The sequence below is a fragment of the Streptococcus infantis genome (assembly GCF_047463655.1).
Taxonomy (GTDB): domain Bacteria; phylum Bacillota; class Bacilli; order Lactobacillales; family Streptococcaceae; genus Streptococcus; species Streptococcus infantis_Z.
Genome location: NZ_JASHDM010000001.1, coordinates 390,354 through 413,506 on the forward strand (window position 1 = coordinate 390,354; position 23,153 = coordinate 413,506).

The 23,153-nt window shown below is 39.0% G+C and carries 26 protein-coding genes; 17 read left to right on the forward strand and 9 right to left on the reverse strand.

The annotated features are described in order from the left end of the window. Positions 1-12: 12 nt before the first annotated feature. From QM877_RS01915 to QM877_RS01945, 7 genes are all read right to left on the reverse strand, one after another. On the reverse strand, positions 13-702 hold the full coding sequence (locus QM877_RS01915; RefSeq protein ID WP_414317398.1) for a gamma-glutamyl-gamma-aminobutyrate hydrolase family protein: 690 nt from the start codon (positions 700-702) through the stop codon (positions 13-15). Between the two features lie 15 nt (positions 703-717). Next, entirely contained in the window at positions 718-1,359 is a 642-nt protein-coding gene (locus QM877_RS01920) for a redox-sensing transcriptional repressor Rex (protein WP_311522274.1), read from the reverse strand. Between the two features lie 80 nt (positions 1,360-1,439). Then, complete coding sequence (locus QM877_RS01925) at positions 1,440-1,655, reverse strand: DUF4649 family protein (protein ID WP_311522275.1); 216 nt, start codon at positions 1,653-1,655, stop codon at positions 1,440-1,442. A 7-nt stretch (positions 1,656-1,662) separates the two neighbouring features. Continuing rightward, a complete protein-coding gene (locus QM877_RS01930; RefSeq protein WP_311522277.1) occupies positions 1,663-2,010 on the reverse strand; it encodes a DUF1831 domain-containing protein in 348 nt (115 codons plus the stop codon). Between the two features lie 4 nt (positions 2,011-2,014). Further along, positions 2,015-3,130 carry a cysteine desulfurase family protein gene (locus QM877_RS01935; RefSeq protein ID WP_311522278.1) on the reverse strand — a complete coding sequence of 372 codons (1,116 nt, stop codon included), beginning with the start codon at positions 3,128-3,130 and terminating at the stop codon, positions 2,015-2,017. Positions 3,131-3,145: 15 nt separating this feature from the next. Then, entirely contained in the window at positions 3,146-4,090 is a 945-nt protein-coding gene (locus QM877_RS01940) for a ribose-phosphate diphosphokinase (protein WP_049503350.1), read from the reverse strand. 124 nt (positions 4,091-4,214) lie between these two features. Further along, positions 4,215-4,784, reverse strand: a complete 570-nt coding sequence (locus tag QM877_RS01945) for a CYTH domain-containing protein (protein ID WP_414317399.1) — start codon at positions 4,782-4,784, stop codon at positions 4,215-4,217. 134 nt (positions 4,785-4,918) lie between these two features. Between QM877_RS01945 and QM877_RS01950 the strand changes: the two genes are divergently transcribed. From QM877_RS01950 to QM877_RS02030, 17 genes are all read left to right on the forward strand, one after another. Continuing rightward, the gene (locus QM877_RS01950; RefSeq protein WP_049529686.1) at positions 4,919-5,590 is read left to right on the forward strand and encodes a GTP pyrophosphokinase family protein; all 672 of its coding nucleotides are present in this window, start codon (positions 4,919-4,921) and stop codon (positions 5,588-5,590) included. Then, positions 5,574-6,392 carry an NAD kinase gene (locus tag QM877_RS01955; protein WP_025171265.1) on the forward strand — a complete coding sequence of 273 codons (819 nt, stop codon included), beginning with the start codon at positions 5,574-5,576 and terminating at the stop codon, positions 6,390-6,392. Before QM877_RS01950 ends, QM877_RS01955 begins: the two co-directional genes overlap by 17 nt. Continuing rightward, the gene (locus QM877_RS01960) at positions 6,389-7,288 is read left to right on the forward strand and encodes an RluA family pseudouridine synthase (protein WP_414317400.1); all 900 of its coding nucleotides are present in this window, start codon (positions 6,389-6,391) and stop codon (positions 7,286-7,288) included. The genes QM877_RS01955 and QM877_RS01960 overlap by 4 nt, the downstream gene beginning before the upstream one ends. A 15-nt stretch (positions 7,289-7,303) precedes the next feature. Then, a complete protein-coding gene (gene pta, locus QM877_RS01965; protein ID WP_049548636.1) occupies positions 7,304-8,278 on the forward strand; it encodes a phosphate acetyltransferase in 975 nt (324 codons plus the stop codon). Positions 8,279-8,382: 104 nt separating this feature from the next. Continuing rightward, positions 8,383-8,676, forward strand: coding sequence for a hypothetical protein (locus QM877_RS01970; RefSeq protein ID WP_049509199.1), 294 nt, complete (start codon positions 8,383-8,385; stop codon positions 8,674-8,676). Beyond that, positions 8,669-9,007, forward strand: a complete 339-nt coding sequence (locus QM877_RS01975; protein WP_414317401.1) for a type II toxin-antitoxin system RelE/ParE family toxin — start codon at positions 8,669-8,671, stop codon at positions 9,005-9,007. The genes QM877_RS01970 and QM877_RS01975 overlap by 8 nt, the downstream gene beginning before the upstream one ends. A gap of 74 nt (positions 9,008-9,081) precedes the next feature. Then, positions 9,082-9,765 (forward strand): YjjG family noncanonical pyrimidine nucleotidase, encoded by a 684-nt coding sequence (locus tag QM877_RS01980; RefSeq protein WP_414317402.1) that lies wholly within the window; start codon positions 9,082-9,084, stop codon positions 9,763-9,765. A gap of 70 nt (positions 9,766-9,835) precedes the next feature. Next, the gene (locus QM877_RS01985) at positions 9,836-10,489 is read left to right on the forward strand and encodes a uracil-DNA glycosylase (RefSeq protein ID WP_414317403.1); all 654 of its coding nucleotides are present in this window, start codon (positions 9,836-9,838) and stop codon (positions 10,487-10,489) included. Between the two features lie 9 nt (positions 10,490-10,498). Next, on the forward strand, positions 10,499-10,963 hold the full coding sequence (locus tag QM877_RS01990) for an NUDIX hydrolase (protein WP_414317404.1): 465 nt from the start codon (positions 10,499-10,501) through the stop codon (positions 10,961-10,963). A 12-nt stretch (positions 10,964-10,975) separates the two neighbouring features. Then, positions 10,976-12,247 carry a dihydroorotase gene (locus tag QM877_RS01995; protein WP_414317405.1) on the forward strand — a complete coding sequence of 424 codons (1,272 nt, stop codon included), beginning with the start codon at positions 10,976-10,978 and terminating at the stop codon, positions 12,245-12,247. 10 nt (positions 12,248-12,257) lie between these two features. Next, positions 12,258-12,518, forward strand: a complete 261-nt coding sequence (locus QM877_RS02000; RefSeq protein ID WP_281335598.1) for a hypothetical protein — start codon at positions 12,258-12,260, stop codon at positions 12,516-12,518. 11 nt (positions 12,519-12,529) lie between these two features. Further along, entirely contained in the window at positions 12,530-13,870 is a 1,341-nt protein-coding gene (locus tag QM877_RS02005) for an MATE family efflux transporter (protein WP_281335599.1), read from the forward strand. Positions 13,871-14,039: 169 nt separating this feature from the next. Then, entirely contained in the window at positions 14,040-15,008 is a 969-nt protein-coding gene (locus tag QM877_RS02010; RefSeq protein WP_000105346.1) for a thiamine pyrophosphate-dependent dehydrogenase E1 component subunit alpha, read from the forward strand. 17 nt (positions 15,009-15,025) lie between these two features. Then, positions 15,026-16,018, forward strand: coding sequence for an alpha-ketoacid dehydrogenase subunit beta (locus QM877_RS02015; protein WP_049503338.1), 993 nt, complete (start codon positions 15,026-15,028; stop codon positions 16,016-16,018). A gap of 253 nt (positions 16,019-16,271) precedes the next feature. Next, a complete protein-coding gene (locus QM877_RS02020) occupies positions 16,272-17,315 on the forward strand; it encodes a dihydrolipoamide acetyltransferase (protein WP_315639173.1) in 1,044 nt (347 codons plus the stop codon). 39 nt (positions 17,316-17,354) lie between these two features. Then, the gene (lpdA, locus tag QM877_RS02025) at positions 17,355-19,058 is read left to right on the forward strand and encodes a dihydrolipoyl dehydrogenase (RefSeq protein WP_414317406.1); all 1,704 of its coding nucleotides are present in this window, start codon (positions 17,355-17,357) and stop codon (positions 19,056-19,058) included. A 59-nt stretch (positions 19,059-19,117) separates the two neighbouring features. Further along, positions 19,118-20,107 (forward strand): lipoate--protein ligase, encoded by a 990-nt coding sequence (locus tag QM877_RS02030; protein ID WP_414317407.1) that lies wholly within the window; start codon positions 19,118-19,120, stop codon positions 20,105-20,107. A gap of 72 nt (positions 20,108-20,179) precedes the next feature. On the opposite strand, the gene xerS is transcribed toward QM877_RS02030, so the two are convergent. Together xerS and QM877_RS02040 are read right to left on the reverse strand one after the other, a co-directional pair. Beyond that, positions 20,180-21,250, reverse strand: a complete 1,071-nt coding sequence (xerS, locus tag QM877_RS02035) for a tyrosine recombinase XerS (RefSeq protein ID WP_414317408.1) — start codon at positions 21,248-21,250, stop codon at positions 20,180-20,182. Positions 21,251-21,600: 350 nt separating this feature from the next. Continuing rightward, positions 21,601-23,151 (reverse strand): chloride channel protein, encoded by a 1,551-nt coding sequence (locus QM877_RS02040; protein ID WP_414317409.1) that lies wholly within the window; start codon positions 23,149-23,151, stop codon positions 21,601-21,603. Positions 23,152-23,153: the final 2 nt, after the last annotated feature.

Genomic DNA, 23,153 nt, shown 5'->3' on the forward strand with positions numbered 1-23,153 from the left:
ATGATACAGGTTTTACAATTCATTGACGACATAGTCGAAAAGTGTTTTATCTTTGGGGCGATTTTCAAAAAGAAATTCTGGATGCCATTGAACACCGAGGTAAGGGAAACCATCAATCGTTGTTACAGCCTCAATAATACCGTCTTTAGGATCATGAGCGACAACCTTTAGATTTGGAGCAAGGTCTTTAATGCTCTGATGATGGAAAGAGTTGATATGGGAGATTTCTCCATAGATTTCTCGAAGAATAGTATCAGGCTCGGTGACTAAACGTTGAGTTGTATACTCAGCTGAAGTATCTTGCCAATGGTCTTCAATATCTTGATAAAGAGTTCCACCCATAGCCACATTAAAGAGCTGGGTGCCTCGACAAACAGAAAAAATGGGTTTCTTTTGTTTGATGGCTTCTTTTATAAGAGCTAGCTCAAAAATATCTCTCTGAAGGTGGTAGTCATCGCTATCGATCGTTTTAGGCTCACCGTAGAACTTGGGATCGACATTTTGTCCACCAGTTAGAATAAGTTTATCAATCAAGCCAATGTAGTAACTGGCCATTTCTTGATCATCAATTGGTAGGATAATGGGAATTCCCCTAGCTTCCTTGACTCCTTCAACAAAGCCCTTTGCAGCATAGCTCATCATAAGCTCATCATCAGGATGAGTTTTTTCATTTCCTGTAATCCCAATAACTGGTTTTTTCATAAATGCTTTCGCTTTCTAATCCTCTTTTCTCATGAAATAGAGGAGAGTTTGCAATTCACTAGTTAAATCCACATATTGAGCCACCACATCTTTTGGTAGTTGGAGATGAACGGGTGAAAAGCTTAAAATTCCTTTAATACCAGCATCGACAAGGAGATTGGCTACTTCTTGTGACTTGACACTCGGTACAGTTAAGATTGCAGTTTTTACATCTGCATTTTTTATTTTATCCTTGATTTGGGAGATTCCATAAATTGGAATTCCATCGGGAGTTTTTGTACCAACTTCAGGATGATCATCCAAATCAAAAGCCATAATAATTTTCATTTTGTTTCGTTCATGGAAACGGTAGTGAAGGAGAGCGTGCCCCATATTACCAATACCCACCAACATAACATTTGTAATAGAATTATCATTTAGAAGATCAGCAAAAAACGTCATTAGTTTTTTGACATCGTAGCCAAATCCACGGCGACCAAGTTCACCAAAGTAGGAAAAATCTCGTCTAACGGTAGCAGAATCAATACCAATGGCCTCGGCAATTTGTTTTGAGTTGGCTCTTTCAATCTTTTCTGCATGAAATCTTTTAAAGATACGATAATAAAGAGAAAGTCTCTTTGCTGTTGCTTTTGGAATAGCAGACTGTTTTTCTTTCACAAAATCACAACCTTTCTAAATACTATTTTATAGAAAGATTGTGAAAAAATCAACAAAAACAAGAAAAAACTAAGAAAATCTTAGTTTATCTTTGTAAAATCATAGTGAAATAGAAAACGATAGAGATCTCCCAGAAGACCTTGATAGATTTCTTCTCCCTTATAGGTAAGAGAAGTAATGACGGTCGTATCTGGAAGAGTCACACATCCTGAAAGTGACAGCATGAGTGCTTCGTAATCTTCGTATTCTAAGACACGTTCGACTTGATAGGTGTCCTTGTAAGTTAATCGAAACATAGGCCACCTATCTTTCACTTTTAGTGAAGACACCACGTTCAACAAGACTGTCCATCAAGAAGTAGAATTTCTCTTGGTGGATATGAGTTTCTTCCGACTTAAAGATATCGACCAAACGTAGACCAAATTTATCAGTGATGTTAATTTTTGCACCAGTTAAGTCTTTGTTGATGATAATCTTAAGTTGGAAACCTTCCCCACTATTTGGGACTTTTTCAAGAAGACGTGTTAGTTCATAGTTACCAACCTTTGTTTCAAAAAAAGTGTTATCTTTTAGAGTAAACTTTTTGACAGTTGGACTGATTGTGTAATCGTAACGGCAATTTTTGAGACTAATAGTTTTTTCGAATGCCATTGAGTTATCCTCCAATGATTTCTTTTAGAGTTTGTGCGAGGGTGATCATTTCTTGCTCTGTGTTTTGAGGTGAAATGCTGACGCGAACAGATTCGTGTAAGCGAGGAGAGTCTTCTCCGTAGAAAGCCTGAAGAACATGACTAACTTGAACGACGCCTGCAGTACAAGCAGAACCAGTTGAAATAGAAATCCCTTCAAGATCCAGACGAAGGAGTAGTAGATCATTTCGTTGACCTGGAAATCCAATATTAAGGACATAAGGTAGCTGGTCTTTTCCTTGATTGAGGTAATAGTCTGTCTCAGCCATTTCCTTTAAGAAGGTGTCTTTCAGTTGTTGAACCTTTTCAAAGTTTTGTGCTTGGTTTTCAAGATCATCCTTTAGAGCTGCTACCATTCCTACAATGGCAGGAAGATTTTCTGTTCCTGCTCTTTTTTTCTGCTCTTGATCACCACCATGAAGGTAGGAATCAAAATCTGTAGATGCAGCATAGAGAAAACCAACTCCTTTTGGACCATAAAATTTGTGTGCAGAAGCGCTGAGAAAATCAATTCCCAATTCTTCGGGAAGTATCTCTAATTTACCGACTGCCTGAACTGCATCGACATGATAGACGGCTGGATGATTTTTTAGAACCGCACCAATTTCAGCAATAGGTAATAGTGTACCAGTTTCATTGTTGGCAAACATAGTAGAAACAAGAATGGTATCTTCACGCAGTGCATTTTTGACTTGGTCTGCAGTGATTTCTTGATGTTCAGGCTGTAATATAGTCACTTCAAAACCGAAATTTTCAACCAAGTATTTGATGGGTTCTAGAACAGCATGGTGCTCGATCGCAGTAGTGATAATGTGCTTTCCACGATTTTGATGGCGAAGGCAGTAGCCGATGATAGCAGTATTATTGCTTTCAGTACCACCAGTGGTAAAGAATATGTGTTGTGGCTTTGTTCCTAGTAAACTTGCTAGTTCTTGACGAGCTTCTCGTAATAGTTTACCTGCTTGGCGCCCATGGCCATGAATACTAGAAGGATTTCCATAGGTTTCCTGCATGACTTGAGTCATTGCTGAGATAGCAACTGCTGACATAGGAGTCGTAGCAGCATTATCCAAATAAATCAAAAGCTCACCTTATTTCTATTTAAATAGTGGACTAACTGGTTTTCTTTCATGAATACGAACCATAGCATCACCAATCAATTCGCTAGCAGTGATGTATTGCACGTTTTTAGGTTTTCTACTTTCTGTCACAACAGAATCTGTAACCAAGATTTCCTTAATATTTGTTGCATCTAATAACTCTGCAGCACCGTTAACAAATAGACCATGACTTGAAACCGCATAGATTTCAGTTGCGCCGTCACGCTCTAAAATTTTAGCAGCTTCAGAGAAGGTACGGCCAGTGTTCAGAATGTCATCGATCAAGATTGCCTTTTTACCTTCGACATCTCCGATAATGTAACCTTGACTGCGTTCAGAATCATCTTGTGCATAATCAATGATAGCAATCGGAGCATCTAGGTATTCTGCAAGACTACGCGCACGTTTTACACCAGAGTTTTTAGGACTGACAACAACCACATCTGAACCAGTCAAACCTTTATCGCAGTAATGTTTTGCAAAAAGTGGGATAGTATAGAGGTTATCTACAGGAATGTCAAAGAATCCTTGAACCTGAACGGCATGGAGGTCAAGAGTCAATACACGACTAACTCCAGCTTTGACCAGCATATTTGCAACCAGTTTTGCAGTAAGTGGTTCGCGTGAAGAAGCGATACGGTCTTGGCGAGCGTAGCCGAAGTATGGAAGTACAACGTTAATGGTATTTGCACTAGCGCGAACACAAGCATCAACCATAATCAAGAGTTCCATCAAGTGGTTATTTACTGGATAACTAGTTGATTGGATAATATAAACATCGTATCCACGAACACTTTCCTCAATATTAACCTGGATTTCACCATCTGAAAATTGACGTGAAGATACTTTTCCAAGTGGAACACCTGCAGCATCTGCGATTCTTTGAGCAATTTCCTGGTTGGAAGATAGTGCGAAAAGTTTCATGTTTTTTGTATCTGACATCGATAAACCGTCCTCTTTAAACTAAGTGAATCGCTGTAGTGAAACACTTTTAGTGATAAATACTCTCTACAACAGATTCTATTATTTTTCATCCCTTTTATTTTATCAAAAAAAGAAGATTATTTCAGTATTTTTTCATATTTTCTATAAAACGAACCAATTTTGAAGGAGCTTTTTTGTAATGGATTTCATTGGCTTGTAAAAATTCTTGGAAATCAAGACTACCTTGGTTGCCATCTTCCACTTCTAATTCAAGCTCATAGTCAACAATATCAAAGTATTGGCTTTGATCAAGTGCCATGAGTCCGATAGGAGTTTGCTTTTCGTAGCGAACAGTAGTTAGGCAACCTAAAACTACCCAGCCATTGGTTGAAAGTCCACGGCTAGTCAATTCGTCAAGAATCATTCCTTGTGGAAGCTTACATTCTTTAAGACAATGGTTTGCTTCCTCAAGGCTTAGATCTTGATTGTACTCCATATTTCCAACTATTTGTGGGATTTTTATGGTCAATTCAGCGCTATTTTCAAAAGTACGAATGCGCATAGCAATTTTATGTTTGCGAAGGTAAAAATCAGGCGTGTCTAGGTAGTAATTTTTTTGTGTAATAGGTGTGACTCCTGAAAAGTGCTCTTGCAATCTTTGATATTCAACCTTGTTTAGAAGTGTTTTCATTTCAATTTCTAAATGTTTCATTTTTTTTACTTTTTCCTTATCTTTGAAAGCGATTGTATGGTATAATAAGCATTGTATTTATTGTATAAGATTTTTCCTAGAAAATCAAAAACTAGATAAATCGAAGTGTATAGAGAATTGGATGAAAAAGATATATGATTACAGAATGGGAAGAATTTTTAGATCCTTACATTCAGGCTGTCGGAGAGCTGAAGATAAAACTCCGAGGTATTCGAAAACAATACCGCAAACAAAATAAACATTCGCCAATTGAGTTTGTAACTGGTCGAGTCAAACCGATCGAAAGTATAAAAGAAAAAATGGCTCGTCGAGGGATTGGATACGATACGTTGGAACAGGACTTGCAAGATATTGCAGGTTTGCGTGTCATGGTTCAATTTGTAGATGACGTGAGCGAGGTTGTTGCCATCCTTCGTAAGAGGCAAGACATGAGAGTTGTCCAAGAACGTGACTACATCACTCATCGAAAGGCTTCAGGCTACCGTTCTTACCATTTGATTATTGAGTATACTGTGGACACGATCAAGGGGGCAAGAACGATTCTGGTGGAGATTCAGATTCGTACCTTGGCTATGAATTTCTGGGCTACCATCGAGCATTCTCTCAATTATAAATATCAAGGGGATTTTCCAGAAGAAATTAAGAAACGCCTGGAAATCACAGCAAGGATATCCCACCAATTGGATGAAGAAATGAGTAAAATTCGTGATGATATCCAGGAAGCACAGGCACTCTTTGATCCATTGCATAGAAAGTTAAATGACGGGGTAGGTAATAGTGACGATACCGATGAAGAATACAGGTAAACGAATTGATCTAATCGCTAATCGCAAACCTCAAAGTCAAAGAGTCTTATATGAATTAAGAGATCGATTAAAAAAGAATAACTTTATATTAAATGATAAACATCCCGATATCGTGATTTCCATAGGTGGGGATGGGATGCTTTTGTCTGCTTTTCACAAGTATGAAGACCAGCTGGATAAGGTTCGCTTCGTTGGTGTTCACACAGGTCATTTAGGCTTCTATACGGATTACCGTGATTTTGAACTAGATCAATTGCTTACTAATTTACAGTTGGATACTGGGGCTCGAGTGTCTTACCCACTTTTAAATGTAAAGATATTTTTGGAAAATGGAGAAGTAAAAATTTTCCGTGCTTTGAATGAGGCTAGCATTCGGAGAGCTGATAGGACTATGGTTGCCGATATTATCATTAACCAAGTGCCATTTGAACGTTTTAGAGGAGATGGCCTGACGGTATCGACGCCAACTGGGAGTACAGCCTATAATAAATCTCTTGGTGGAGCTGTTTTGCACCCTACAATTGAGGCCTTACAATTGACAGAAATTGCGAGTCTCAACAATCGTGTCTACAGAACCTTAGGTTCTTCTATCATTGTGCCTAAGAAGGATAAGATAGAATTGATACCAACTCGTAATGACTATCATACGATTTCTGTTGACAATAGCATTTATTCTTACCGAAATATTGAAAGAATAGAATACCAAATAGACCATCATAAGATTCATTTTGTAGCAACACCAAGCCATACTAGTTTTTGGAATCGTGTCAAAGATGCCTTTATTGGTGAGGTGGATGAATGAGGTTTGAATTTATTGCTGACGAACACGTCAAGGTAAAGACATTTTTGAAAAAGCATGAAGTCTCTAAAGGATTGCTTGCCAAAATCAAGTTTCGAGGCGGAGATATTCGCGTAAACGGTCATCCACAAAATGCAACCTATCTCTTAGATATAGGGGATGTGGTCGTCATCGACATTCCTCCTGAGGAAGGTTTTGAGACACTGGAAGCAATTGATTATCCACTGGATATTCTGTTTGAAGATGATCATTTCTTAATCCTAAACAAACCCTTTGGTGTGGCCTCGATTCCTAGTGTCAATCATTCCAATACCATTGCCAACTTTATCAAGGGCTACTATGTGAAACGGAACTATGAAAATCAGCAGGTTCACATTGTAACCAGACTAGATCGCGATACTTCGGGTCTCATGCTTTTTGCTAAACATGGTTATGCTCATGCTAGACTAGACAAGCAGTTGCAGAAGAAAGCCATTGAAAAGCGCTATTTTGCTCTGGTTAAAGGAGATGGGGTTCTGGAACCTCAAGGTGAAATTATTGCCCCGATTGCCCGTGACGAAGATTCCATTATCACTAGACGAGTGGCAAAAGGTGGTAAATATGCCCATACTTCCTATCGCATAGTGCAGTCTTATGGCAATATTCATCTAGTTGATATTCGACTACATACGGGAAGGACACACCAGATTCGTGTTCATTTCTCCCATATCGGTTTCCCTTTGCTTGGCGATGACCTCTATGGTGGTAGTCTTGAACATGGCATAGAGCGTCAAGCTCTGCATTGCCACTACTTATCGTTTTATCATCCTTTTCTTGAAGAGCAGTTGGAGATGGAAAGTCCACTGCCGGATGATTTTAACACTCTTATAACTCAGTTATCAAATAATAATTTATCTTAAAAGGAGTCAAAACTCATGGAAGTTTTTGAAAGTTTAAAAGCCAACCTAGTTGGTAAAAATGCACGTATTGTCTTGCCAGAAGGTGAAGAACCACGTATTCTTCAAGCTACAAAACGCATCGTAAAAGAAACAGAAGTTATCCCTGTCCTACTAGGAAACCCTGACAAAATTAAAATTTATCTTGAAATCGAAGGAATCATGGATGGTTATGAAGTCATCGACCCAGCACACTATCCTCAATTTGAAGACATGGTAGCATCACTTGTAGAACGTCGTAAAGGAAAAATGACTGAAGAAGAAGCTCGTGAAATCTTGGTTAAAGACGTGAACTATTTTGGTGTTATGTTGGTTTACATGGGCTTGGTAGATGGAATGGTTTCAGGAGCTATTCACTCTACTGCGGCAACTGTTCGCCCAGCCCTTCAAATCATTAAAACTCGTCCTAATGTTAGCCGTACTTCAGGTGCCTTCCTCATGGTTCGTGGTACTGAACGTTACCTCTTTGGTGACTGTGCCATCAATATCAATCCTGACGCTGAAGCTTTGGCAGAAATTGCGATTAACTCTGCAATTACAGCTAAGATGTTTGGTATCGAACCAAAAATTGCTATGCTAAGCTATTCAACTAAAGGTTCTGGTTTTGGTGAAAGCGTTGATAAGGTCGTTGAAGCAACTAAGATTGCTCATGATCTTCGTCCTGACCTTGAAATCGATGGGGAATTGCAATTTGATGCTGCCTTCGTTCCAGAAACAGCTGCTCTTAAGGCGCCAGGAAGCAAGGTTGCTGGACAAGCAAACGTCTTTATCTTCCCAGGTATTGAAGCAGGGAATATTGGCTACAAGATGGCAGAACGTCTTGGTGGCTTTGCAGCAGTTGGTCCAGTATTGCAAGGTTTGAACAAACCAGTTAATGACCTTTCTCGTGGATGTAACTCAGACGACGTCTTCAAACTTACTCTAATCACAGCAGCACAAGCTGTACACCAATAAAATACAAGATAGCTCCTTTTCTGTTAAAGGAGCTTTTCGTTGAATTTCAAATCTAAAGATGATAAAATGTATTTACAAATCATCTTTACAAAGAGGTATTAATCATGGCAAGTACTCAACCTGTTAATTTTCGAGCAGATTCGACTTTTTACCAACAAACGAAAGAAATCTTAGCTGATGAAAAGTTAACCCTATCAGATATTTTTAATGCTGCACTTCGTAAAATTGCGACAGGTGCAGTTGATCCTAAAGAGTTCGTATTTAGTGATTTACAAGAGACTCAATATCAGGTTGCTTTTGAAGACTTGAAAAAGGAAATCTTGATGGGACATCAAGAAATTGAGCAAGGTAAACTAACGTCTTTGGCAGATGTAAGAAAGGAATTTGGACTTGACTAATCATAAGCGTTACCATGTTTCTCTTACGGATCAAGCTAAGAAAGACTTGAGAGAAATACATGATTATATTGTACTGAATTTTTACAGCCAGCAATCTGCCAATAGTAAACTAGACCTTATTCTAACGGCACTAGAAACTTTAGAAACCTTTCCAGAAGCATGTCCTTTGGTTTCAAGTCGAGGTTATGGTGAATTAACAGATGACGGAAAACGTTATCGATATATGCCAATTGAAAATTACTTAGCTTTTTATTATATCGACAAATATGAGGTTTATGTCTCCAGAATTTTAAATTCCAAGCAGAATTGGGCTAAGCTATTCAATAAGTAGAGGTAAAATTTTTTAAATTTTTTTGAATCATTTAGTCCCACTCTTTGTCCCCAAAAGAAAGGAAGTTTTTAAAATTGAAATACAAATTTCTATTATTCGACCTCGATCACACACTACTCGATTTTGATGCTGCTGAGGATATAGCTCTGACGCAACTCTTAAAAGAAGAAGGAGTTGAGGATATCCAAACTTACAAAGATTATTATGTGCCCATGAACAAAGCCCTTTGGAAGGATTTGGAACAGAAAAAAATTTCAAAGGCTGAGTTAATTAACACTCGTTTTGAAAAATTGTTTGCTCATTTTGGAATTGAAAAAGATGGGTCCTACTTAGCAGAGCGCTACCAGTTTTTCCTTTCAAAACAGGGGCAGACTTACCTAGGTGTGGAAGATTTATTAAAAAATTTGATAAAACAAGGCTATGAGCTCTATGCTGCGACAAATGGAATTACCTATATTCAGACAGGTCGTTTGGAACAATCTGGTATTAAACCGTACTTCAAGGAGATTTTCATTTCAGAACAGCTCCATACTCAAAAACCAGATGCTGAATTTTATGAGAAAATTGGAACTCGAATCCCTAACTTTGATAAAAATCATGCCCTTATGATTGGTGATTCCTTATCAGCTGATATTCAGGGTGGAAATAATGCGGGCATCGATACCATCTGGTACAATCCTCATCATCTGGAAAACAAGACCCTAGCTCATCCAACTTATGAAGTCGACTCTTATCAGGCTCTTCTAGAAATCTTATAGAAACTGTAAAAAGTGGTTTAGATAGCCACTTTTTGCTATAATAGAGGCAGTATAAACGAAGGAGAAAGCAATGGAACACTCATCTTGGCATGCTTTGATTAAAGAGCAATTACCTGAGGGTTATTTTGGGAAAATCAATCACTTTATGGTGCAAGTTTATGCTCAAGGAACTGTTTATCCGCCTAAGGAAAAGGTTTTTCAGGCTCTTTTGACGACTCCTCTGGAAGAGGTTAAAGTGGTAATTCTAGGCCAAGATCCCTATCATGGACCAGGTCAGGCGCAGGGCTTGAGTTTTTCAGTTCCAGATTCTATTCCAGCACCTCCTTCTTTACAAAATATTTTAAAAGAGCTTGCGGATGATATTGGGGTAAAACCGTCTCATGACTTGATCTCTTGGGCCGAGCAGGGAGTCTTGCTTCTGAATGCTTGCTTGACTGTCCCTGCTGGGCAGGCTAATGGTCATGCTGGTCAGATATGGGAACCTTTTACAGATGCTGTGATCAAGGTTGTCAATAATATTGATAGACCCGTAGTTTTTGTACTTTGGGGTGCTTATGCACGTAAGAAGAAGTCCTTGGTTACAAATCCTCAACACTTGATTATCGAATCAGCCCATCCAAGTCCTCTTTCTGTTTACAGAGGATTTTGGGGCTCCAAGCCTTTTTCTAAGGCCAATGCATTCTTAAAAGAAACAGGACAAGAGCCAATCGATTGGCTTAGATAAGGAGAGAATATGCCTCAACTAGCGACAATTTGCTACATTGATAATGGAAAAGAATTGCTCATGCTTCATCGCAATAAAAAGCCTAATGATGTCCATGAAGGAAAATGGATCGGTGTAGGTGGAAAGTTAGAGCGTGGTGAAACTCCACAAGAATGTGCTGCTCGTGAGATTTTAGAAGAAACTGGTCTAAAAACAAAACCAGTATTAAAAGGAGTGATCACCTTTCCAGAGTTCACACCGGACTTGGACTGGTACACCTACGTCTTTAAGGTGACAGAATTCGAAGGAGAATTGATTGACTGTAATGAAGGAACATTAGAATGGGTTCCTTACGATGAGGTTTTGAGTAAACCGACTTGGGAAGGGGACCATACCTTTGTCGAGTGGCTTTTAGAAGATAAGCCCTTCTTTTCAGCAAAGTTTGTCTATGATGGTGATAAATTATTGGACACTCAAGTGGATTTCTACGAATAAAGGAGTATAGGTATGTTAGTAATTAAAAACGGCCGTGTGATGGATCCAAAGTCTGGTTTGGATCAAGTTTGTGATGTTTTGGTTGATGAAGGGAAAATTGTTAAAATCGCTCCTGAAATCCAGGTTGAAGGAGCTCAAGTTATCGATGCAACTGGTCTTGTAGTTGCGCCTGGATTGGTGGATATCCATGTTCATTTTCGTGAACCAGGTCAAACACATAAAGAAGACATTCATACAGGAGCACTAGCAGCAGCTGCAGGTGGATTTACCACTGTCGTAATGATGGCTAATACCAATCCAACCATCTCAGATGTTGAGACTTTGCAGGAAGTTCTTCAATCAGCGGCCAAGGAAAAAATTAACGTTAAGTCTGTCGCAACGATTACCAAAAACTTTAATGGTCAAGACTTAACTGATTTTAAAGCCCTTTTAGAAGCTGGTGCTGTTGGTTTTTCTGATGACGGAATTCCTCTTGAAAGTAGTAAAGTTGTTAAGGAAGCCATGGAAGAAGCGAAAAAACTAAATACTTTTATTAGTCTTCATGAAGAAGATCCTGGCTTGAATGGTACTCTTGGTTTTAACGAAAATATCGCTAAAGAACATTTTCATATCTGCGGTGCAACAGGAGTTGCAGAATACGCTATGATTGCTCGTGATGTCATGATTGCCTATGCAACCAAGGCCCATGTTCATATCCAGCATTTGTCTAAGGAAGAAAGTGTCAAAGTTGTGGAGTTTGCTCAAAATATGGGAGCAAACGTAACTGCAGAAGTAGCACCCCAGCATTTTTCTAAGACTGAAGCTCTGCTTTTGACTAAAGGAAGTAACGCTAAGATGAATCCACCTCTTCGTTTGGAGTCTGATCGTCGCGCCGTCATTGAAGGTTTAAAATCTGGAGTCATTTCTGTCATTGCTACTGACCACGCGCCTCACCATGCTGACGAAAAAAATGTTGAGGATATTACCAAAGCTCCATCAGGAATGACAGGTTTGGAAACTTCTTTGTCACTAGGTTTAACCTATCTGGTGGAAGCTGGCGAGTTGAGTTTAATGCAATTGCTAGAAAAAATGACCTACAATCCAGCAAATCTTTATAATTTTGAAGCAGGTTATCTAACTGAAAATGGGCCAGCTGATATTACGATTTTCGATGATAAAGCTGACCGAATCGTAGACACGCATTTTGCTTCTAAAGCAGCTAATTCACCATTCATTGGTGAACAATTAAAAGGGCAGGTCAAATATACTATCTGTAAGGGACAAATCGTTTATCAAGCAGATTAGGAGCTTGAGGATGAATTATTTTCGTAAACTTAGAAATCGTAAACGAAATGCTTGTCATGGAGTATATTGTCCAGCCGCTAACCGTGCTAAAATTCAGTATGAAACCAAGGAAAAAGCTGATCACGCCGTAGACTATGATAATGGTGGTTTGGTTAGAAGCTATTATTGCGCCTCATGTAATTGTTGGCACACGACATCAAAAGTTAGTAATCCACCCTTGAGCTTGAGAAAATACGGCTTAAAGCTTTTTGGCTTGGATGAAAAGGAGTAGAAAGAGTAGGTATGCATACAACAGAAACTATTAAAGATAAAATCATCTTATTTTTAAAAATTTTCTTTCCTATTTTAATTTATCAATTCGCTAATTTTTCCGCATCTTTTGTAGATACCACGATGACAGGGCAATATAATACACTGGATTTAGCGGGTGTTTCAATTGCAACTAGTTTGTGGAATCCTTTCTTTACCTTCCTGACAGGGATTGTCTCAGCCTTGGTCCCTATTATTGGTCACCATTTGGGACAAGGAAAAAAGACAGAAGTTTCTTCGGATTTTTATCAATTTCTTTATTTGGCTTTAGCCTTATCTATCGTACTTTTTGGCTTGGTTTTCTTTTTAGCACCAATTGTCTTACAATTCATGGGGCTGGAAGTGGCTGTATCCAGTGTTGCCATACGTTATCTGTGGCTCCTAGCCATCGGTATTATCCCACTTTTGCTTTTTAGTGTGATACGTTCTCTACTTGATACACTCGGATTAACAAAATTATCCATGTATCTCATGCTCCTCTTGCTACCCTTAAATAGTGGTTTCAACTATGTATTGATTTATGGAGCTTTTGGTTTTCCTGAGTTAGGAGGTGCAGGAGCAGGTCTAGGGACTTCCCTTGCGTACTGGGCATTGTTGCTGATTTCAGTTTTGGTCTTGTTAAAGCATAAAAAGCTCAAGGAATATCAACTCCAAAAACCTATGCCTCTACAAATCAAAAAAATCAAGGAAGCTATTTATCTTGGTCTACCAATTGGTGGGACGGTATTTGCTGAAGTAGCCATTTTTTCAGTTGTTGGTTTGATTATGGCGAAATTCTCATCAATTATTATTGCAAGTCATCAGTCAGCTATGAACTTTTCAAATCTGATGTATGCTTTTCCTATGAGTATTTCAACTGCGATGGCCATTGTGATTTCTTATGAGGTAGGAGCTAAACGGTTAGACGATGCAAAACAGTATATCCATATTGGCCGTTTAACAGCTATGGTGTTTGCGGTTTTAACACTTAGTTTTCTCTACATCTATCGTGAAAATGTAGCCAGACTATATGGTCAAGATTCAGAATTTATCCAACTGACAGCATCTTTTATGACCTATAGTTTGTTCTTCCAGTTAGCTGATACCTTTGCGGCACCTTTACAAGGTATTTTAAGAGGTTACAAGGATACGATTGTTCCTTTTTGTCTTGGTCTTCTCGGATACTGGGGTGTTGGGATTCCGCTTGGGTTATATCTTGATTATTCGACTAGTTTAGGTGCGTACTCCTATTGGATTGCTCTCATTATTAGTTTAATGGTAAGTGGAATTCTTTATCAGTGGCGTTTACAAGTTATTATGAAAAGATTCAAATAATTTGTTGAAAAAACATCTTGTGAAATTTGTATTTTATATAAAGAAAAGTCTTGATTTTACTGACTTTTCTTTTTTTATATTGTGAAAAATTGCAAGCATATTTTTTGACACTAATTAACCTATAAAGTAAAATAGAACTATAAGAATTTAAACTTAGAAAGGCAAGATTATGTCAACTTTAGATAAAAATCTTTTGCTTGAGATGTTCCGTAAGATGGAAGAAATTCGTCGTATGGACTTAAAAATTGCTCAATTAGTAAAAAAGGGAAAAGTGCCAGGAATGACGCACTTTTCTGTTGGTGAGGAAGCTGCTAACGTCGGGGCTATGTTAGCTCTAAACGCAGATGATCTGATCACTTCAAATCACCGTGGTCACGGACAAGCTATTGCTAAAGGAATCGACCTTAATGGTATGATGGCTGAAATCCTAGGTAAATATACTGGAACTTGTAAAGGTAAAGGCGGGTCTATGCACATCGCCGACCTTGATGCAGGTAACCTTGGTGCCAACGGTATTGTAGGTGGTGGTATGGGAATCGCAGTAGGCGCTGCCCTTACTCAACAAATGAAAAACACTGGTAAAATCGTTGTCTGCTTCTTTGGTGACGGGGCAACAAACGAAGGTGTTTTCCACGAAGCGGTGAATATGGCTTCAATCTGGAATCTTCCTGTTATTTTCTACTGTATCAATAACGGATACGGAATTTCAGCAGATATTAAGAAAATGACGAATGTTCAACATATCCATGAACGTAGCGCAGCTTACGGTATTCCTGGTATGTTTATCGAAGATGGTAACAATGTAATCGATGTCTACGAAGGATTTAAAAAGGCAGTCGATCATGTTCGCTCTGGTAAAGGTCCTGTCTTGATTGAGAGTGTAACCTACCGTTGGCTTGGTCACTCATCTTCAGACCCAGGTAAATATCGTACACGTGAAGAAGTAGAAGAGTGGAAACAAAAAGATCCAATCGAAAATCTTCGCAAGTACCTTGTTGAGAACAAGATTGCTAGTGCAGAGGAACTTGAAGAAATTCAAGCACAAGTTAAGGAAGCAGTGGAGGCATCTGTTAAATTTGCAGAAGAAAGTCCATTCCCTCCACTAGAATCAGCATTTGAAGATATTTACGCAGACTAAGGAGAAGTAGAGAAAATATGGAAACTAAATTAATGTCTTTCCGCGATACCATTATCCTTGCAATGTCTGAGGAAATGCGTCGTGATGAAAATGTGCTTTTGATGGGTGAAGATGTCGGAGTTTTCGGCGGAGACTTCGGTACTTCAGTAGGTATGCTTGAAGAATTTGGTCCAGAACGTGTTCGTGACTGTCCAATCTCTGAAGCTGCAATTTCTGGTGCAGCAGCAGGTGCTGCTATGACAGGACTTCGTCCAATCGTTGATATGACTTTCATGGACTTTTCTGTAATTGCCATGGATGCTATCGTTAACCAAGCCGCTAAAACTCGTTATATGTTTGGTGGTAAAGGTCAAGTCCCAATGACAATCCGCTGTGCAGCTGGTAACGGAGTAGGTTCTGCAGCACAACACTCACAATCATTGGAAACATGGTTTACTCACATCCCAGGATTGAAAGTAGTAGCTCCAGGTACACCAGCTGATATGAAAGGGCTTCTTAAGTCTTCTATTCGCGACAACAACCCAGTTATCATTCTGGAATACAAATCAGAATTCAACCAAAAAGGTGAGGTTCCTGTTGATCCAGACTATACTATCCCACTTGGTGTCGGAGAAATCAAACGAGAAGGAACGGATGTTACAGTTGTAACCTATGGTAAAATGCTCCGTCGTGTTATGCAAGCAGCTGAAGAGTTAGCTGAAGAAGGCATCTCAGTAGAAGTAGTAGACCCACGTACTTTGGTTCCACTTGATAAAGACATCATTATTAATTCAGTTAAGAAGACTGGAAAAGTAGTTCTTGTCAACGATGCCCACAAGACAAGTGGTTTTATCGGTGAAATCTCAGCTATTATCTCAGAATCAGAAGCATTTGATTACTTGGATGCACCAATCCGCCGTTGCGCAGGTGAAGATGTACCAATGCCCTATGCACAAAATCTTGAAAATGCAATGATTCCGACAGTTGAAAGCATCAAAGATGCCATTCGTAAAACTCATAACAAACAATAATACATAAAATAAATTATGTAAAAAATTAATTAGACGAGAAGCTTTGTAACTTTTAGGTGCAGAGTTCTCTGCGTACTTGATATCTTAGATTAGAGTACGGGCTAAAAGCCCTTTGCATCATAAAATTGAATTCGGGCTAAAGTCTGTGTGAAAAAGATAAACTTTCCTGGAAACTAAAGTTTCTTCGTCAAGTTTCCTATTTTCACTGTGACTTTTGATGCCCTTAGTATCTTATAATAGAATAGGAGAGGTCATGGCTGATGATAAGCTAAGAGCGACTCCTGCAGCTAGAAAATTAGCGGATGATTTAGGAATTAATCTCTACGATATTTCTGGCTCAGGCGCAAACGGTCGTGTCCACAAAGAAGACGTGGAAACATTTAAAGACACTAATGTGGTTCGCATTTCACCACTTGCAAAACGAATTGCCCTTGAACATAACATTGCATGGCAGGAAATCCAAGGAACTGGTCACCGTGGTAAGATTATGAAGAAGGATGTTTTAGCTTTCCTTCCTGAAAATATCGAAAACGATACGATTAAGTCTCCTGCTCAAATCGAGAAAGTGGAAGAAACTCCAGACAACGTAACACCTTACGGTGAAATCGAGCGTATTCCAATGACACCGATGCGTAAGGTTATTGCTCAACGTATGGTTGAATCTTACTTGACTGCACCAACCTTCACGCTTAACTACGATGTCGATATGTCTGAAATGCTTGCCCTTCGTAAGAAAGTCCTTGATCCAATCATGGAAGCAACTGGTAAGAAAATTACTGTTACAGACTTGCTTTCACTTGCGGTTGTTAAGACTCTTATGAAACACCCATACATCAACGCTTCATTGACGGAAGATGGTAAGACAATTATCACTCACAATTATGTCAACCTTGCGATGGCAGTTGGAATGGACAATGGATTGATGACGCCAGTTGTTTATAATGCTGAAAAAATGAGTTTGTCTGAGCTGGTAGTTGCCTTCAAAGATGTTATCGGGCGTACTTTGGATGGTAAACTAGCTCCTAGCGAATTGCAGAATTCTACCTTCACCATCAGTAACTTGGGAATGTTTGGTGTTCAATCATTCGGTCCAATCATTAACCAACCGAACTCAGCAATCCTTGGAGTTAGCTCGACAATTGAGAAACCTGTTGTAGTTAATGGTGAAATTGTGATTCGTCCAATTATGAGTCTTGGTTTAACAATTGACCACCGTGTCGTAGATGGTATGGCTGGTGCTAAGTTTATGAAAGACTTGAAAGCCTTGATTGAAAACCCAATCTCAATGTTGGTTTAGAGAATTTATTTTTAGAAATATAGATAAAGGAAGTAAGATATGGCCTTAGAAGTAATTATGCCAAAAGCCGGCGTGGATATGACAGAAGGACAAATCGTCCAATGGAATAAAAAAGTCGGAGAATTTGTTAAAGAAGGAGAAATCCTTTTGGAGATCATGACTGACAAAGTCAGCATGGAATTGGAAGCAGAAGAAGACGGTTACTTGATCGCTATCCTCAAAGGTGACGGCGAGACTGTTCCTGTTACTGAAGTTATCGGATATCTTGGTGAGGAAGGTGAAAACATCCCATCAGCTGGAGCTCCTGCACCAGAAGCTAGTCCAGCACCTGCAGTCAGCGCTTCAAACGATGATGGCAAGAGCGATGATGCTTACGATATCGTCGTTATTGGTGGTGGACCTGCTGGTTATGTTTCTGCCATTAAAGCAGCTCAATTAGGTGGTAAGGTTGCTCTTGTTGAGAAATCTGAACTTGGTGGTACTTGCTTGAACCGAGGATGTATTCCAACTAAGACTTACCTCCATAACGCTGAAATTATCGAGAATATCGGTCATGCAGCAAATCGTGGTATCGTAATTGAAAATCCTAACTTCACAGTTGATATGGACAAACTTTTAGAAACTAAATCTAAAGTTGTTAATACTCTTGTTGGTGGTGTTGCAGGACTCCTTCGTAGCTATGGAGTTGATGTTCATAAAGGTATCGGTACTATTACTAAAGATAAGAATGTCTTGGTAAATGGTTCTGAATTGCTTGAAACTAAGAAAATCATCCTTGCTGGTGGTTCAAAAGTAAGCAAAATCAACGTTCCTGGTATGGAATCATCTCTTGTGATGACCAGTGATGATATCCTTGAAATGAACGAAGTTCCAGAAAGCCTTGTCATCATTGGTGGCGGTGTTGTCGGAATCGAACTTGGACAAGCCTTCATGACATTTGGTTCAAAAGTTACTGTTATCGAAATGATGGATCGTATTGTTCCAGCTATGGATGCGGAAGTATCTAAGAACCTTCGTTTAATCCTTGAACGTAAAGGTATGACAATCTTGACGGATACTAAACTCCAAGAAATCATTGAAGAAGATGGCAAACTCCGTATCAAGGTTGAAGGAAAAGATGATATCATTGCTAACAAAGCTCTTCTATCAATCGGACGTGTTCCAGACCTTGAAGGTATCGGTGAAGTCGAGTTTGAATTAGAACGTGGTCGTATCAAAGTCAACGAATACATGGAAACTTCTGTTCCAGGTATCTATGCACCAGGTGATATCAACGGCACTAAGATGTTGGCTCACGCTGCCTTCCGTATGGGTGAAGTTGCTGCTGAAAATGCACTTAAAGGAAACCACGCTGTTGCCAAATTGAACTTGACTCCTGCAGCAATCTACACTCTTCCAGAAGTTGCAGCTGTTGGTTTGACTGAAGAACAAGCTCGTGAGAAATATGATGTAGCAATTGGTAAATTCAACTTTGCGGCTAACGGTCGTGCCATTGCATCAGATGCGGCTCAAGGTTTCGTTAAAGTCATTGCAGACAAGAAATATGGTGAAATCCTTGGTGTTCATATCATTGGTCCTGCAGCAGCAGAATTGATCAACGAAGCGTCAAGCATCATCGAAATGGAAATCACTGTTGAAGAAATGCTTAAGACAATTCACGGACACCCAACATACTCTGAAGTGATGTACGAAGCGTTTGCGGATGTTCTTGGAATGGCCATCCATTCACCTAAGAAAAAATAAAATGAAGATAGACTAGGCTGGAAAGATATTTTCCAGTCTCTATCGTATAAAGGGATATCATGAAATATATTATCAATCATTCAAACGACACTGCCTTTAATATCGCCTTGGAAGAATATGCTTTTAAACACCTTTTGGACGAGGATCAAATCTTCCTGCTTTGGATCAACAAACCATCTATTATTGTAGGACGTCACCAAAATACGATCGAAGAAATCAACCGTGACTATGTTCGCGAACACGGAATTGAAGTAGTCCGTCGTATCAGTGGTGGTGGGGCTGTTTACCATGACTTGAACAACCTCAACTACACGATCATTTCAAAAGAAGATGAAAACAAGGCCTTTGACTTCAAGAGCTTCTCTACTCCAGTTATCAATACTTTGGCTGAACTTGGTGTTAAAGCTGAATTTACAGGCCGTAACGACTTAGAAATCGACGGTAAAAAATTCTGTGGAAATGCACAAGCCTATATCAATGGCCGTATCATGCACCATGGTTGTCTTCTCTTTGACGTGGATTTGTCAGTCCTAGCTAACGCACTTAAAGTGTCTAAAGATAAGTTTGAATCTAAAGGTGTTAAATCAGTTCGTGCTCGCGTAACCAATATCGTTGATGAATTACCAGAAAAAATCACTGTTGAAGAATTCCGTGATCTACTTTTGGAATACATGAAAAAAGAATATCCTGAAATGACAGAATATGTGTTCTCAGATGAAGAATTGGCTGAAATCAATCGAATCAAAGAAACTAAGTTTGGAACTTGGGACTGGAATTATGGGAAATCACCTGAATACAATGTCCGTCGTGGAACTAAATTCCCAAGTGGTAAGGTTGAAATCTTTGCTAATGTTATCGAATCAAAAATTCAAGACATCAAGATTTACGGTGACTTCTTTGGTATCGAAGACGTAGCAGCTGTAGAAGATGTCCTTCGTGGTGTTAAATACGAACGCGAAGATGTACTTAAAGTTTTTCAAACCATTAACCTAGGTCGTTACTTCGCAGGAATCACTGCAGAAGAAATTGCTGAGGCGGTTGTAGAATAAAATAAAGAGAAGTTGGTTATTCCAACTTCTTTTTATGGATGCAAATTTACATAATTTATATTATGTTAGAAATTATAAACTATCTAGTGCATTCTTTTGTTCGTCATTGACAATATGGGTATACAAGTCGGTAACTTGGGTGCTAGCATGTCCCAGCTGGTGGCTGACCAAAACTTGTGATTTAGTAGCATCATAGAGACGAGTTGCAAGGGTGTGGCGGAGTTTGTGGGGCGTCACGCGGACTTTAAAGTCTTCTGAATACTTGGCGACCATTTTTTCAACACTAGAAGCATCGATGCGGTTTGGAACACCTCGATACAAGGTCAGAAAGAGAGCTGTATCAGTCCTTTCTGTCTTATAACGTTTGTCTCGAATAGCAAGATATTGCTCCAGATAAGGCTTAGCAAAGGCGGCTACATTTACCGAATCGCGTTTCCCACCTTTTCGAGTGACTTCAATGACCATCATCTTAAGATTGAGGTCACGAAGGTCTAGGTTAACAGCTTCAGATAAACGGACACCAGATGCCAAGAGAAGGGCGATAATGGCCAAATCACGCTCTTTATTCTTATTAAAGGAAGATAAGGCGCGATTTGAGAGAGTTTTAGGGTATTCCTCATTAATATAGTTAAGAAAACCTTCTGTTTCATTACCTAAAAAGAGTTTTTGCTTGATATTCTCAGCCCGTGCAGCTAAAGTTTCTTTCTTTTTCTTGGTAGCAACCTTCTTCATAACATTGCGATAGAAATAAGGTTCACCTTGCTCATTTTCAACTTCCTCGGTCAAATACTTATAGAGACTAGATAATGCAGAAAGGGTACGGTTAATGGTTGTTTGGGAAACCCCGTTTTTTGTCGAATTAGCATTGAGCAGAGGACGTTCACGTAAGTAAAGAATAAAAGATTCCATGTCTTTCTTGGTCATGTTCTCCAGAACATCCAAAGGAATATTTGCCATAGTATCAGCATCCGATATACCAGATTCCAAAACCCAGGTGAAAAATCGATCGTATTCCTTTAAGTATTCGTACAAGGTTGTAAAACTGTAGGGAACGGCCAATTTTGATTGATAATATTCCAATACATACCAGGGCATGACTTGTTTGAGTTTATCAATCCGTTCCAATAAGATCTCGCGTTTCATGTTTTTCTCCAAATCTTTCTATACTAATAGTATAGCATAGCTAGATATATTTTTCAAGAAAATTATAGTTTTTCGGAAAGATGTTATAGGGGAGATTTAGGAATGTTCAAATAAGCTATACAATACTAAAAAACGTCTAGATTCGCTAAGTGAATTATTGATCATTAATTTATTGACTTCAAAAATTTCTAAAGCTTCTACAGTTTAAGTTTATTAGAATAAATTATAAAAACTCGATACCATTATTTAGGAATCGAGTTTTGATTCATATGACTCGGTCTATCATTTTAATTACTAATTTTAGACCAACTATATGCGAGACATAACATAAATTATGTAAACTCGTTTTCCTACAACAATAAATCTTTCACTTTTCCAATTTCACTTTTTGGAATAACTAGGTGAATCATATCACCGAGGTACATTCTGGTTGAACCGTTAACGGTTTGGCTCTTGCCATTATGGACTTGAGTTGTGATGAGGATATTATGTGGTAAGTTGAGTTCATGTACTTGTTTCCCTGCTATTTTATCTGAAACTGGAATTTCAATGAGGGTAACTTCTCCATCATCAGTTACTGATTCAGGTAGCATTTTCTCCAGCATGGCTTCATAGACGGGCGCCCCTTTGAGCAGATCCATAACAATATAGGCAACTAGGGTTACCATCCCTAAAGGCATTAGATTGCGGATGTCACCAACCATTTCCGTCACAAGAATCATAGCTGTCAAAGGTGCTTTTGAGATGGCCCCAAAATACCCGCTCATTCCAAGAATCACAAAGATAGGGAATTGCTGCTGTGTAACGAGGCCTAGATTGACACAAATAACGCCTACTAGAGCACCAAGTAAGGAGCCTAAAGCTAAAATTGGCAAGAAAATACCACCTGGCAGTCCACTTCCGTAACTAATCATGCTCCAGATAAAGCGAATGATGAAGTAAAGTAAAAGAATTTGGAAACTATAATCTTGTTCTGTTAAGGATAAGACAACCTGATTGCCCCCACCAAGTATTTGAGGTAGGAAGATTCCTATTGGAATGATAAGAAGAAAGGCTAGAATAGGATAATTGGCCTTATCCAGATGAACCTTTTGACCAATCCAATCATATACTTTTCCAACGTTAAGAACGGCTTTTTCATAGAGAAAACCTGAGAGTCCTAGAAAAATTCCCATCACCAGATAAATCCAATATTGGCTAAGATTCATGAGAGGGATGTCATCCGGCATATCTAGAACAGGTGTTAAGCCGAAGATGAGAAGAGAGACAAAGTTTGCAACTAGACTGGCTGCCAAGGTAGAAACCCAGAAAAATCTTGAAAAGTGATGGTAGACTTCTTCTACTACAAAAAGCAGGCCTGCTATTGGAGCGTTAAAGGCTGCGGCAAGTCCAGCAGCAGCTCCACTAGCTATTAAAGAGCGCTCTTCTACTGGACTAGATTTCAGCCATTTAGCAATTCCTTTACCTCCAACGGCACCTAGTTGAATACTTGGACCTTCACGACCGAGCATGAGTCCACTAGCGATTGCTAAAATACCAAGGATGTATTTCTTCCAAAGCACACCCCACCAGTTGAGTGACATGAGACCTTTTAACTCTGCCTCAACTTGAGGAATACCAGAACCTTTGATATCCTTTTCTGAGCGTGTTAATTTGGCACTAAGTAAGCAAATGAGGATATAAAATAATAAAATGATCAATAGATTCCGTATCAGATTCTCTTGGTCTTGATAAAATCCTTGAACGATATGAAAGCCTTTTTCGATCAAAAATCGAAATGATCCTACAATAAGTCCTACGACTAATCCAACAATAATACCTCGCCCTACTTGAGCTAAGATCGTACTGGATGCGAAGGCAAATTCTTTCTTGGAACTAAGTATTTCCGACTGTTCCTCCATAA